The 13,779-nt window shown below is 51.2% G+C and carries 12 protein-coding genes; all 12 read right to left on the bottom strand.

Going from position 1 to position 13,779, the window contains the following annotated elements:
• Nucleotides 1-499: 499 nt before the first annotated feature.
• Nucleotides 500-1,054 (bottom strand): GDSL-type esterase/lipase family protein, encoded by a 555-nt coding sequence (locus ACWKY3_RS07855; protein ID WP_449315863.1) that lies wholly within the window; start codon nt 1,052-1,054, stop codon nt 500-502.
• A 191-nt stretch (nt 1,055-1,245) separates the two neighbouring features.
• Nucleotides 1,246-1,950: an acyltransferase gene (locus tag ACWKY3_RS07860; protein WP_449315864.1), complete on the bottom strand. Its 705-nt coding sequence runs from the start codon at nt 1,948-1,950 to the stop codon at nt 1,246-1,248.
• 1 nt (nt 1,951) lies between these two features.
• Nucleotides 1,952-3,235 carry an oligosaccharide flippase family protein gene (locus tag ACWKY3_RS07865; RefSeq protein ID WP_449315865.1) on the bottom strand — a complete coding sequence of 428 codons (1,284 nt, stop codon included), beginning with the start codon at nt 3,233-3,235 and terminating at the stop codon, nt 1,952-1,954.
• 3 nt (nt 3,236-3,238) lie between these two features.
• Nucleotides 3,239-4,375, bottom strand: coding sequence for a DegT/DnrJ/EryC1/StrS family aminotransferase (locus ACWKY3_RS07870; RefSeq protein ID WP_449315866.1), 1,137 nt, complete (start codon nt 4,373-4,375; stop codon nt 3,239-3,241).
• Nucleotides 4,375-5,394, bottom strand: a complete 1,020-nt coding sequence (locus ACWKY3_RS07875; RefSeq protein WP_449315867.1) for a GNAT family N-acetyltransferase — start codon at nt 5,392-5,394, stop codon at nt 4,375-4,377. The genes ACWKY3_RS07870 and ACWKY3_RS07875 overlap by 1 nt, the downstream gene beginning before the upstream one ends.
• Entirely contained in the window at nt 5,378-6,136 is a 759-nt protein-coding gene (locus tag ACWKY3_RS07880; protein ID WP_449315868.1) for a formyltransferase family protein, read from the bottom strand. The genes ACWKY3_RS07875 and ACWKY3_RS07880 overlap by 17 nt, the downstream gene beginning before the upstream one ends.
• Entirely contained in the window at nt 6,137-7,213 is a 1,077-nt protein-coding gene (locus ACWKY3_RS07885; RefSeq protein ID WP_449315869.1) for a Gfo/Idh/MocA family protein, read from the bottom strand.
• A gap of 8 nt (nt 7,214-7,221) precedes the next feature.
• Nucleotides 7,222-8,325 carry a non-hydrolyzing UDP-N-acetylglucosamine 2-epimerase gene (gene wecB, locus ACWKY3_RS07890; protein ID WP_449315870.1) on the bottom strand — a complete coding sequence of 368 codons (1,104 nt, stop codon included), beginning with the start codon at nt 8,323-8,325 and terminating at the stop codon, nt 7,222-7,224.
• Nucleotides 8,326-9,642 (bottom strand): nucleotide sugar dehydrogenase, encoded by a 1,317-nt coding sequence (locus tag ACWKY3_RS07895; RefSeq protein ID WP_449315871.1) that lies wholly within the window; start codon nt 9,640-9,642, stop codon nt 8,326-8,328.
• Nucleotides 9,643-9,702: 60 nt separating this feature from the next.
• Nucleotides 9,703-10,938, bottom strand: coding sequence for a glycosyltransferase (locus ACWKY3_RS07900; protein ID WP_449315872.1), 1,236 nt, complete (start codon nt 10,936-10,938; stop codon nt 9,703-9,705).
• 2 nt (nt 10,939-10,940) lie between these two features.
• On the bottom strand, nt 10,941-12,449 hold the full coding sequence (locus tag ACWKY3_RS07905; RefSeq protein ID WP_449315873.1) for a hypothetical protein: 1,509 nt from the start codon (nt 12,447-12,449) through the stop codon (nt 10,941-10,943).
• The gene (locus ACWKY3_RS07910) at nt 12,446-13,588 is read right to left on the bottom strand and encodes a glycosyltransferase (RefSeq protein WP_449315874.1); all 1,143 of its coding nucleotides are present in this window, start codon (nt 13,586-13,588) and stop codon (nt 12,446-12,448) included. The genes ACWKY3_RS07905 and ACWKY3_RS07910 overlap by 4 nt, the downstream gene beginning before the upstream one ends.
• Between the last annotated feature and the right edge of the window lie 191 nt (nt 13,589-13,779).

Below are 13,779 nucleotides of genomic sequence, written 5' to 3' on the forward strand. Positions count from 1 at the left end.
CACATCGAGCGGCTTTGCGCCAGAGGGGACTTCACCCGGCGAAGAGCATCGCGGGCAATGCATTGGCAGGCGCCGTCCATGACAGCAATGTCGCGGTATCGTGAGAGAGCGGCCTCTCGACGTGCGCGCAAACGTTGCGGCGGAGGTCAACCGCTCTTCGTGCGCGTGAAACCCTCGGCCTTGCCCCTGCGAGCATCCCGGCGGATTGCCTCCTCCGCCTCTTCCATCACCTTGCCCGACTAGAACGGGAAGACGAGCTTCCAGTCTGCGAGGGGGAGGAGGACATCGGTGGTCCAGTTTATAACGAAGACGTTGGCGTCTATGAACGCCCTGCGGCCACCGATCACGAAAGGCTCTCCAGATATCTACACCATCTTTGACCATATGCAACTGCACTATCTTCAAATGATGGTTTTACCGATAGGGATGAACCATCGCACACAACGCTAATACAGTGAACATCATGTAGCTTTCCGCCGTAAGGGCACCTTTGCCCTCTTCAGTCGGTTAAGGGCACATATCCCGCAACAGCCTCTATCCATGTACGGTATCCGGCGCCGGTGAGATGAACGCCATCTTCACAGTACAAAGAGGTGTTAAGCTTATCCGCGTTTAGAAACGCATCATGAAAATCAGCGAACTCCACCCATGCCCGCTCATCGGCGACAAAGCGGTAGCCCTCATTTAAGGAGTGTACCGCATCCTCGGCAAGGGTTCCGTTAATGCGGGCGGGAAGGACAGCTTGAAGCACCACAGTCGTATCGGGAAGCAGAGCGTGAAGCCCGTCGCATATCGCAGCCACGTTGGAAACCGTCTCTTGCTGTGGCACTTTATGCCCCACATCGTTGATGCCTATCATAATGAACACAACATCGGGAGCACCCTCTACAACCGTATCAAGTCTATTGAGAAGCCCTTCCGACGTATCAGAGCCGATACCTCGGTTGGACACCGCTACATCAGGGAAAAACTCGCTCCATAGCCCACGCGCCGTAAGACTGTCCCCCGCAAAACACACGTCCACGTTTTGCTTTGCAACCGCCTCCTCAAACACGCTGACGTACGGGTCGTAGAACTGATTGCTCTCGTAATCATACCCCCCCCCCGATGAACTTTGGCACAACCTTGTATGCTCCAAATGCGGCGATAGCCAGCGCCATAACTACATTCAGCGCAACCGACAGGCGCAGTGGCCAACACCGCTTTCCGCTTATCTGGGTAGCGCCGCGGGCGGGACGACACTCACTATCGGGCATCTTTGCCATCTTTTTCATTGTGGTCCCCTTCCTCGCAAGACCTCTCTATATCTTTGATCTTTTTTGCGGGGACGCCTCCAATAACGCACCAACCCCCAGGAAAGCTTTTGGTCACCGCCGCATTCGCCGCCACCACGGTATGAGGACCAAGAATCACGCCAGGCGCAACAAACACGTTCGCCCCAAGCCAGCAGTGATCGCCAATTACTATATCTTGCGGCTCATCATGAAGATCGGGGTTGTCTATCTTGTGGTTTGTCGTTATGAGCGCGCACCCTCGTGCTATCCACACCCCCCGGCCAAGGTGAATGCGTCCCCCGTTAAACGCCTGAAAATAGACACTTCCTTGAAAGTTATTGAGATCATCAACATGAAAGTCCACATCTCGCCCACAGTCACACTGAGACGAAATCGGCCACGGTATACCACGCCCATGCCCCGTAAACACTTTCGTCATCATCCCATTAAACGCCCACCGCCAACCTGGGGACCAGAACCGCTCGAAATACCTTCCTTTCAAAAAGCGGCGGTCGTAGGCGAGTCCCCCAAACACTTTCACCAAAACGAACACCACGGCGCGGTCCATTCCGTTGACAATGAGCACGTGTAACGGTTTGGTTCTTCCTCGTAGTTTTCCTAAAAGTCCCGTTAGGGCAGAAGTGTTGACTTTTTCCGCATCAAGCTTTCTATCCATACTAAACCCCTGGAAGATTTTTTACAGTCTTTCTTAGTAAAGTAAAGGCAACAACGGCGGCAATAACCGAGACAGACAGCGGGGCAAGCGCCGCACCGGCAATGCCGAAAGCCGGTATCAGCAGCACACACAACGACACATTTGCCACGAGCGAGATGCACGAGATAACTAAGTTCTCCCTGATTGCACGAACAGCACACAGAAGATTGGTGCACGTTGCTCGCATGGCGTTGAACAAAAAAGAAAGGGAAAGGATACGAAACGGCGCAACTGCATCCAAGTATCCGTCTCCCCACAAACCTCCTACAATCCAAGGTGCACCTATAATCAGCACCAAAGAAACAGCGGCATATGCGCCAAGCCCAGCACCAAGCAACAACGAACTTTTTTTCCTGAACCACACGCCATCTCTATTGTGCTTCACAAAGTACGGTAGAGCAAACGTGATCACACTCGTGGGAATGAACACGAGGCCCTCGGGGATAATCGTCGCTGTTTTGTAGGTTGCGACAACAGCAGCATTCTGAATGAAGAAACCAACCAGCAGTACATCGAGCAGAAAAGTAAGCGTATTTAAGCTAGCTGACACCTGGGTAGATACCGAATACTTCCAGAGATCGCGTTTTGGAAAAGGACTTGTGGCCAGCTTAAACGGTATAGCTATACCCGTTTTCTTGAGGAAAAACATCCCAAGCACAATGCTTGCTCCGTAGGCGATATAACGTCCCGCCACCGTACCGTAGATACCACCTACATACGCCCCCGCACAAGCAGCAATAAAATAAGACACCGTGTTGGCGGTTTGCAGCGCCGCGTATCGCTGATTCTCAAACGACATTCTCAGAACGCACGAGAGGTATTGAAACAGATAATCAAGAATCACAAGCGGGCCGAATGCCGCAAGACATGCACCTGCCTCTTGGATGGGAAGTGCCACAAAAAACCCGATGAGAATCACACCAACAGCAATACCCACATCAGCGAACACGCCACGCGTTAAGGCGTAAGAACGAATGCTCTCCTTCTGGGTTTCAGGACGCTCTTCCAGGCAAAACTGGAGCATTCCCGAAATGAGCCCAAACCCAGTAAACAGCACACAAATCGAGTAGATGCTATTGGCGTAACTAAATACTCCGTATTCGTCTTTTGTTAAAAACCAGACTATCGCAATGTTGGTGACAAATCCAATGAGCCTATTAATGGCGTTCGAACCAAATATATGGAAAAACCCTTTTGAGAACAGGGTACGTACCGCCGTTGTCGCCTTACTCAGCACAACTGCCACGCTTTAGAGCATGCTCCCCAATGCCGCTGCTACACGCTCGATGTCCGCCTGCGACAAGTACGGTCCCATGGGTAGGCTCAAGACACGCTGGCAGAGGCTCTTGGTTGTCGGACAAGCGCCAGAGGTGGTGAGGCAGGCGTCTGCGAATGCTTCTTGTTCGTGCATGGGTTTGGGATAGTAGACCATGGTGGGGATGTCGCGCTCTTTGAGTTTTGCTTGCAGGGCATCGCGGTTGAAGCTCTCGGGCAAAACGACCGTGTACTGTGCCCACGAGCTGCGGAAGCCCTCTGGTACGCACGGCAACTGGAGTCCCAGCTCGCCCTCCGCATCCGCCAGCAGCTCGCCGTACCACTGCGCGCGCTCGTTCACCGCGTCGACCTCGGCGGAAAACGCTGCCAGCTTGGCACGCAGCACGGCCGCCTGCACAGCGTCCAAGCGGCTGTTCATACCCACGCGCACGTTGTCGTACTTCATGGTGCCCTTGCCGTGCACGGCGTAGCTGCGAACCAGCTCCGTCCACCTGTCGTCGTCGGCGAACACCGCGCCGCCGTCGCCGTAGCAGCCGAGGGGTTTGGCGGGAAAGAAGCTGGTGGTCGATATGTCGCCGAACGAGCACGCGCGGCGTCCGCCCACATCGCCGCCGAAGCCCTGCGCGCCGTCCTCCAGCAGCAGCAGGCCCTCGGCCTCGCACGCCGCGCAGATCGCCGCATAGTCGGCAGGCAGGCCGAATAAATCCACCGCGACCGCCGCCTTAGGAGAAAGCCCCGCCCCCCGCGCCGCCGCGCACGCAGGCGCAATTTGCGCAGGATCGAGGTTGAACGTGCCCTCCAGCACGTCGGCGAACACAGGCGTCGCGCCCACGGCGGCAACCACCTCGCCCGACGAGAAAAACGTGAAATCAGGCACGACGACAGCGTCGCCCGGCCCCACGCCCCACGCCATGAGTGCGAGCTGCAACGCGTCAGTGCCGTTTCCGCAAGTTATGCAGTGCTTCACGCCAACGTATTCGGCAAGCTCGCGCTCCAGCGCAGCCACCTCCGGCCCGCCGACGAACCGCCCGCTTCCCAGAACGCGGACAATGCCCACGTCGACGTCGTCCTTCAAGGCGGCGTACTGCGCGCCCAAATCTCTGAACTCCACTAAGAAACCTCCAATCGGGAAACCTGCTGTTCAGCCTCCATGCGAACGACCTCGGGGCTATAGACCTTGCGGATGCGGAAGTACAGCTCGGGCGTTCCGCCGAACTCCCTGAATGATTTTGCGATGCGCTCAATCATTGAGCCTTCGAAGTCGTAAGCGAGACCTTTTTCGTGAGCAAGTTCAATTCCTGTCCACGTAAGCGCGTTGTAAGTCTCGAGTCCGCTAAAGCCTGGCATCGTGCCACCAAGAAGGTGATACATGCGTCTCTCGTCCCATACCAAAAACAGCACGCTTGCCACTTGCCCGTCACCTGTTACAGCGCACAAAGCTCGCCCAGACTGAGCTGCATATGCTGCGTCAAACAAACGCGTCCACATCGTGCGGGAAAACGGAACAGGGAGGTTTTGGCGCTCAAACACCTTTGCGTGCTCTATCCAAAAACGCTCCCGATCAAGCTCACCTACAGAAGCGAGATTGCGCCGCCCTTTCTTCACGTTTTTCCGATAGCTCGACGACATACCCTGCCACACTGAATCAAGGTCAGAAGTGTCTTTAATCACATAAGTGTAGCGCGGCAGAGCCGCACACCCACACCACGAGTGCGGAAGCCAAGTGATATAGCTTGTTGGAAACTGCTGTTCATAGACCGCAAGACCAAGCGAGTCAACGTGCGCCATCGCAGCACGTACAACCTTCTCCTCAAACTTCGCGCGCGCCACAATGCCGGCACCCACGGGATGATCAAACACAATGCCATTGTTCTGGGTGAGAGGCGGCTTGGTAATGTAGAGTCCATACTTTCGCTCCTCCAGATAGTAGGGCATAGCCGCTGCAATGTGCCCGCCCTCTTCATAAAGCCACACGTCCCAGTTCTCTGACCCACATACCGCATCCATCCACCAGGGCTTGGAATAGAGAGGCACATACACACGCTCGCAAAACTGCTCATAGCGATCCTTGCGCACAAGGGCCTCATCACGCATTCCATGCAATACAGGGGTTCTACTGTCCAAGCTCACGAAGAATCTCCCTTGTCACCGGATAAAAGCGCTCCCCTTCCACCTCTCTATAGGCTCCCTCATACGGCGGGTACCAAAACGCGCGGATTCTGCGCTCAACGTCCGCAGCAGAGGCACCTGGCGGTATCCGCTTTGCTTCCTCGAAATCATCGCGGCTGTAGTAGTGTCCACACGAGAGGTCTTGTGGCACGGCTGTCAAACACCCATTTTGTTTGAGTTGTTCGTGCACGCGCCTGAAAAGGGCCAGTATATGCTCGTCGGACAATGCCACCAATTCGGCGACACTGCCACTCGCGCAATCGTAAGAAAAGCGCTCCACCTCCACAATGTCACCTGTATCAAACGACCCGTTCATCAGATGCGCCGTAACTCCGAATACATCATCACCGTTTAAGATAGCAAAGTTGTAAGCAAACACACCGCGATACTCTGGCAAAGGTGCACCGTGAAAATTTACAGCCACATCCGCTTTGCCTATCCATTCCTCACGTATAAGTCTTGGGAAAGTACAACACCAGATTGCATCTAATTCACGCACGGAAAAGCGGTCAAAAAACTCATCGCACACGACAAAGTCCACAATAGGTACCGCATGTTCGCGCGCATAGGCCACAAGCGGAGTATCTATGTAGCGCTCAGCACCGTACAAGATGACCGCCTCCACCTCGTCTCCCGACTCAACCATGTGTTTGAGTAGAGAAAGTGTGACTGGCTTGGGTTTGGTGAACAGCACACAGCGCATCTAAAACTCCCCCTCCATATCGGTACTTGCGAACTTTTGTAAAGGAAGTTCTACCGGCATACCCGTCTTTTGGCTTTTATAGATGGCAAGCACGACTTCTAAGGCGTCTCGGCCTGCACGCGCATCCACCGCAGGTGCGCGACTCTCACGGATTGCCTCTGCCATATCGGCAAAGAGTGCAGTGTGTCCGTTGCCATAGACGTTTGATGTGACTTCACGTAAGGTGCGAATCTGGGTATCTTCCTCACGCGTATCGGCAAAATCCCATACCGCAATCTCGTTGGTGGAGGTGCCGCCAACCTTCACCGTACCTCTCTCCCCAAACAGACATAGTGTCTCTTCAAGGTTTTTAGGGTAAACATTTACCGTACCCTCAATAAGACCGACAGACCCATCCTCAAACGACAGAACCGCCACCCCAACGTCTTCTGCTTCCAAATAGTTGTGAAAACACTGGCGCGTTTGGGCGTATACAGAAGAGATCTTGCCTCCCATCATCCAACGCAAAAGGTCGATGCCATGGATGCATTGGTTCATCAGACACCCGCCATCCTCTGCCCAAGTGCCACGCCAAGGAGCTTGATCGTAGTAACCTTTGTTGCGATTCCACCGCACGCAGATAGATCCGTGGCTCATGCGCCCAAACCGGCCACTCTCTAGCGCCTTTCTGGTTTGAACCACCGCTGGGTTGAAGCGGTTTTGATGACACGCCGCAACTCTCACGTCTGCTTCAGCGGCCCGGCGCACAATCCCATCCGCATCAGCCATAGAAAGCGCGATGGGTTTTTCGATGATCACGTGTTTGCCCGCTTCAATGCAGTCAAGCGCGATAGCTGCGTGGCTTCCGCTTTCTGTGGCAATGGAGACAAGTTCGATCTCGGGATGATCAGCAAGCATACGGCGATAGTCGGTATAGCGAGCGGTTTGCGGGAAGTTACCGCAATCGGCTTTGTTCAGCATGATATCGAATTTAGAAGAGTCGATGTCACAAAACGCCACGATATTGAAATTGTTGCTCGTAGCGGCTTTTACGTGGTTGACCGCGATGCGACCACAGCCGATGAGTGCGTAGTTCATGGCTACTTCTACTCCCCTCTCTCGAAAAATTCAACAATACGCTCCACCATCTTTTCTGCAGCATCTCCTTGCCCAAAGGGCCTATACGAGGGATTCACGGTCTGTTCAACGCGAGCCGCTTCTAAAATTTTTTCTGCAGTAACCTGAGAAACAAGAGTATTGCGATCATCGCGTAGTGTCTCATCGGCGCTTGGGAAAGGCAAAAGCGTTACGCACTTCACTTGGGCATAAAACGCCTCGCGCTGTAAACCGCCTGAATCCGTGACCACCAAATCGGCGCCTGCTGTCAGGCTGACACTTTCAAAATAGCCAACCGGCCGAACGAGCAGTACATTATTCGCGCTCAGCTCTTCTACTAAACGAGATACTTTATCTCTTACGCGCGGATGCACAGGATAGATCACAGGAACATCGAACCTATTGGCAGCCGTCACAACCTCACACAACGTCGCATCTGAGTCGTTCTCCTCGCGATGGCAGGTAAGATAAACATATCGGGTAGGCACAACAATCTCAGCCCCGTCAAACTTGGCGAGTGTCACCTTTTTATATCCGGCATTACTGCGCGCGTGCTGAAAAGCGTCATACATAAGATCCCCTGTAAACGAAGAGACCTCTCCCAATCCCTCAGCAATCAGATTATCTATACTCTGTGGCGTAGGCGCGAAATTAAGGGAGGCAAGGTGATCGGTACATATCCTGTTCACCTCCTCGGGGTTCGTACGGCAGTGGGTGCGAAACCCCGCTTCTGCGTGGCACAAGGGCATATGCAGCTTGGCAGCGGCAAGAGAAGCCGCCAACGTTGAGTTAGTATCCCCGTACACGAGCACCATATCAGGACTCCGCTCTCTCATAACGCGCTCAAGCGCAACAAGCATCCGCGCAGTCATCTCTGCATGGCTTCCGCCTGAAATCCCTAGATTCACATCAGGATCCGGTATTCCCAGTTCCTCAAAAAACAGATCAGACATGTTGCGATCAAAGTGCTGACCGGTATGAACGATGGATTCCTCAATGCCCGCCATACCAGCAAATGACCTCGACAAAACAGATGCTTTAATGAACTGCGGCCGCGCCCCCACCACCGTGAGAATGTTTACTTTACGACCCATTTAGAGCACCTCGATGTTGTCGCAAGGAAAGACATCTTTCATGGCATTCTTTGTGTCAAGAATGGCTTTGGCGTGGCGTTGTACAAGTGCGTAATCAACGTTGGTGTGAGCACAAGTGACCAAAACAATATCGGCCGAAGCAATTGCCTCGGCCGTAAGGTGTGGAAGAGAATGGTTTTCTGTGCCTTTGTAACAGTATCGCGGCACCCATGGGTCAAAGTAGCTCACGCGCGCTCCTCGTACCTCAAGCCGCTCAATTACCCGCAGCGCAGGACTTTCCCTATAGTCATCAATGTCTTGCTTGTAGGCCACACCTAAGACAAGCACCCGCGAATCCTTCACAGCTTTTCCCTCGCGGTTAAGAATACGCGCCACGCGAGAAGCTACCCACTCGGGCATGCCGTCGTTTACTGTCATGGATGCCTCTATCATCGAGGTATGAAAGCCATACTCACGCGCTTTCCAGGAAAGATAGTAAGGGTCAAGGGGAATACAGTGCCCCCCAAGGCCAGGGCCTGGGTAGAAGGCGGTAAACCCGTAAGGCTTGGTTTTAGCCGCATCAATGACTTCCCATACATCAATACCCATGCGATCACACAGCATAGCCATTTCATTTACCAGTCCAATATTGACGTTTCTGTAGGTATTCTCAAGGATTTTTTCCATCTCGGCTACCGCAGGAGAAGACACCCGCGTGACTCCTCCTTCGAGCACCGCTTCATAGACCGACGCTATAAGGTCTAGTGCTTCTTCCCCAATGGCTCCTACCACCTTGGGGGTGTTTTTTGTCTTGTAGATGAGGTTGCCAGGATCTACCCGCTCGGGACTAAAACCAAGGTAGAAACCCTCACCGCATTTCATACTAGAACCTGCCTCCAGGATAGGCTTGATAAGCTCTTCGGTAGTGCCGGGATAGGTGGTGGACTCCAACACCACCATAGCACCTTCTTTAAGATACGGTGCCACTTCACACGCTGAGATTTCCATGTAGGAGGTGTCGGGCTGTTGGTGCGCATCAAGAGGGGTGGGAACACAGATGGCTACAAAGTCACACTCGGTAACACGTGAGAAATCGGTCGTAGCTTCGAGCATGCCGCACTCGACAAGCGCTGTAAGGTCTTCTTGCACTACATCCCCTATGTAGTTCTCGCCGCGATTGACCATGTCCACTTTTTCGGCCTGCACATCAAAACCAATAGTTCGAAACCCCGCCTTGGCTTTTTCTACCGCCAAGGGCAACCCTACATATCCAAGGCCAATCGTGCCGCATACAAGGGTATGGGCGGAGATTTTTTGTTTGATAGTTTCGCTATTCATTTTTCAAAGTTCCTCTCATGTGACTCTTGCTGCGTATTAGACCACAGTCCAAATTACTCTCTATCTCAGTTTTGGGAAATCAGCACGTAGTTCTCTTTTTTCCGGAAACACGTACGAATCAACAAGATCGAGTTCCATTTTGATACGTTGTTCCCAAGAGGGTATGATCTTTCGCGTCTGCTCTTGTGCGTTCTGCCGAATAGATGCAGAATACTCGGGGTTTTTCATAATGCGCTCGATGCGATCTGCCGCATCAAGGGCGCCCTCCACTCGAAAACCAGTTTTTTCATCTATCACTAAATCGTCCATCCATATATCAGTCTTTGGTACGATCACCACAGCACCAACAGCTAATGCTTCTATAGTTGCATTACCCCGATTAGAATACGAATTGAAAGCGAGAGTTGCTAAAGCGTTTTTCGCCCAAAGCCATACTTGATGCTGCGGCACAGAGCCAAGAAAATGCACTTTGCTTTCTAAATTGTAGCGCTTTGCATCCTCACGCAATTCATCATCAAATCCAGGTTCGCTTACCCTGCCAGCAAGAACGAGATGAATGTCTTGATACCCTCGTTCATGCAATAACCTTAATACCTCTATACAAGTTTTTTGCCCTTTGATACGTTCCAAACGCGATCCGCAGAACAAGTATGTTTTAGGACAATCTTGCATCTGCAAAGACTCCTCATCTTTGCTTGGAAAACATACCCCATTCGTCCATTCATATGCATCATAGAAAGGTTGTTCGATGCCGAGTCTCTGTAAGGTACCCTCGAAATCCGATCCATCTTTAGTCATAAGGAGAAAACTTTTTTTCGTAAAAAAGGGAGCAACACGCGGATAATGAAACAACACACACCAGATTTTACTATGCTGTGCAAGCATCCATTTCACATAACTACCGAATAACCGTTGCCCACACGGCACGCCTGCCCGATGCGCATACTTGGCGCCGTTAACACAAGCATCACCAACCAGATAGACAAAATTGAATTCTTTCTCCTTGAGGGAAGTCTTCACGATTTTGTCCATAGATCTGATAAATAGAAGCTTGTCCCACACCTTGTCACCTCGAAAAATCACTTGGATAGATTGAGCCTTTTTTAGCCAATCGCACGCAATAGAAAGAGGTCGTTTCTGACCATCGACATGGATAAGCATCTCAACTTCGTCTCCCCTTTCAATAAATGCCCTCAAAACTTTTGTTTGGGGAGGTAGCCCGTCAATACGATAAGCCCTTTCAAACAAAAGGGAATCGAGCCCCGCATACGCTGTAGCCACGTAAAGTATTTTCATTTCTAACTCACTCCTTCCGCCAAATACCACTTTGAATGACTCTTGGTTTTTCTTTTATGTACACCGAGAAGTCTTGGATCATCTCTGCGCGAAAATTCGATTCCTGATATGCGGTCTTCAACAGAAAGCGATCCCAAACAATAAGAGATCAGTGGAGCTACCAGCAAAAAAGAGAACGAATACATAGAGCCTTCTTGCCCTAAAAATGCCGTCATCCCTATTACAACGAACATAAGAAGTAGGTACGAATATTTAGCAGGATTCTTTCCTTGAAGGGAGCGTAAATACACTAACCATGAACAGAACCCCAGTATTCCTGTATTTACCAATTGCGCAAATACGCCACTAAATGGATTCATAGACCCGACGCCAATGCCACAAAGCGGTACATCCATCCAAACTCGAATGGATTCCACGACACTAATCAAACGGGGCGATCCCTCAACAGTGCGCAAAGCAAAATAGTTGCCACGGAAGGCGTCTCCCAAAGATTCGAGGACACCTGTTGCTTTTCCAAAATATGGCAACGCTTGCACAATTCCCGCTTCAGCGACAAAATAAAAACCCGCGAACAGAATTAAAATACCAACAGCAGCAGAAAGTAAATGCACTCGACCATCTCGCCGTATTTGATTTATAGCCAATATAAAAAACACAAGAGCAGGCAGTAGGACCACGATCGAAGATGCTGCAGAAAGACACATAAGGACAATGGCCATTATTGGCCACGCAATCTTATCCCGAGATGCATTTCCAGTCATTTTGAGCAGGGTAAATACAATCACAAACCAGCCAAGAGCAAGAACAAAATGTGACGGCTCCCGCGTAATGCCCCACAACGCAACAAGAGATTCTCGTTGAAAATAAGAGGTGTATATATGACTATCCGCAAACAAGAATGAAGTGAACTGAGAAGCTATGCTTGATTCAAAGAGAACTTTCATACCTAACTCAAATACGGCATAACCTATGTGTATTTTACCCGCAATTAATATATAGCGTCCAACCCGAATAAAGTCATTGCCCCCAAATAAGGAAACGGTGAGCACCCCCGAAAATACAAAAAGCACGTAACGGAGAAATACGAATAAATTTCTTCCACCAATCTCTTGATCTGACTGAAGAACCATGCCCTGCACAAACAAATCCCATGATACACCCGAAGCTACAATACTCCCCTCATACGGATGGAAAAAATTAACCAAGAGAGAGAGTAATAGTATTGTGGAAATGGCAAGCGCCGATACAAGCATGCGTCTACTTATGAGCGCACGATTCTTGACGGCAAGCGCAAATGCAAATATAAAAAATAGCACCAACGCCACGTCGGAGCAAGAAATCTCTTGACCATTGACCACGGCAAGAGGTGCCGAAATCATATTCATGTCGAGAATGCAAACAATCGAAAAAAGAAGAACTACTAAATCGTTACCTTTGCGACAACGAGCCCATCCCAATGCCAAAAGCACTCCCGCGATGACAACAAAAGGTGACCCTATGTCGATTATCATACGTATTCCTTCCGGGGTGCCTGATTTTTAAGCACATACTCAGCCACGGCACTTGCGTTCGCCGGAAGAGCAACGCCCGTTTCTGCGCTGATAATCTCTTCGCCAGGCGTTCCTTCGCACACGATAGAGAACGCACCGCAGGAAACAGCTTCCAAAGTAGTCATCCCGAACGTTTCTTCAGTACTGGCATTCCAGTAATAATCCGACGCAGAATAAATCTGAGCGAGTTTGCTCGCCTCTGACACAGAAGATAGCGAAACTATTGCCACCTGGGAGTTGCACGATTTTTGAACGTATGATTGTTGCTTGTCGGTCAGGCCAACTAGAACGATCGCAAACCTTTCATCCAGAAGGTTTGATAGAGAGACGAATCGTTCCAATCCCTTATGCCTACTCCATGGGGAAGCAACCCCCAAAATAATTACCTTTCCTTCAAGCCCATACTGTTCCCGAAAACCACTCTGAGTTGCCTTAAACACGTTGCTGTCAACTTTATGCGGTACCACTTGAATAGGGTATTTTGATAAATACGATTGACTCACCAGATGAGCGAGCCATTGCGATGGGACTATGATTTCAACATCGTGCAATGATGTAAACAGATCCCTCTTAATGTCGAAAGAACGTCTCACAGCCCATGTGCCGGCTAATGTCTTTGGATTCTCGTGAGCTTGAGGACAAACACAACTCGCCCCACAACGCATCTTCCATTGAGAGCAGCGGGCATGGGAAAAGTGCCCGCAATGCCCCGTAAACGCCCAGCAATCATGCAGTGTCCAAACCACCTGCTTTCCTGCTCGTTTTAGAAAGTCAAACAGGACAGGGAGATGAATCGTATATCCATGCAGATTGTGCAGGTGTACCACGTCAGGGTCGATGCCCTCCAACCAGGAAACCAATTGCTCGGTTGCTCGCTTCGATCCCATGAAGCCACCCATGCCGAACAACCGATGCAGCCCTACATGCATATATACGTCGAACTTGGTTCCGAAACGATATTCATTCGACTCCTGCGATGCAGGACCGCGAGCCCATGCAATGTAGGACTCGTCACCATCCCGAAGACGCTCTTTATGGATGTTGCGCATTATACTGCCAGTTGATCCATAGCCATATGCATTTATCTGAACGTACTTCATCAGTTAAGATCCCAGCTCCACATGTCCGACCCATCCGAAATGCGGCTTGAAAGCAAGGGTGCTTGCGGGTTCCACATCCACTACACGTCCACTCCACTTCGAACATGCTCCTGCAATGCAGACATCATCCGAAGTGAAGCTCGCAAGCGGCCAGCGCATGCTGTCAAAAGCGTGGGATATGGTCGGCACAC

The organism is Rubneribacter sp. (assembly GCF_965361815.1).

Coding starts and splice junctions, on each gene's coding strand:
- ACWKY3_RS07860 (WP_449315864.1), bottom strand. CDS start 1,950: ATGGATAGAAAGCTTGATGCGGAAAAAGTCAACACTTCTGCCCTAACG.
- ACWKY3_RS07880 (WP_449315868.1), bottom strand. CDS start 6,136: ATGCGCTGTGTGCTGTTCACCAAACCCAAGCCAGTCACACTTTCTCTA.
- ACWKY3_RS07885 (WP_449315869.1), bottom strand. CDS start 7,213: ATGAACTACGCACTCATCGGCTGTGGTCGCATCGCGGTCAACCACGTA.
- wecB (WP_449315870.1), bottom strand. CDS start 8,325: ATGGGTCGTAAAGTAAACATTCTCACGGTGGTGGGGGCGCGGCCGCAG.
- ACWKY3_RS07895 (WP_449315871.1), bottom strand. CDS start 9,642: ATGAATAGCGAAACTATCAAACAAAAAATCTCCGCCCATACCCTTGTA.
- ACWKY3_RS07900 (WP_449315872.1), bottom strand. CDS start 10,938: ATGAAAATACTTTACGTGGCTACAGCGTATGCGGGGCTCGATTCCCTT.
- ACWKY3_RS07905 (WP_449315873.1), bottom strand. CDS start 12,449: ATGATAATCGACATAGGGTCACCTTTTGTTGTCATCGCGGGAGTGCTT.
- ACWKY3_RS07910 (WP_449315874.1), bottom strand. CDS start 13,588: ATGAAGTACGTTCAGATAAATGCATATGGCTATGGATCAACTGGCAGT.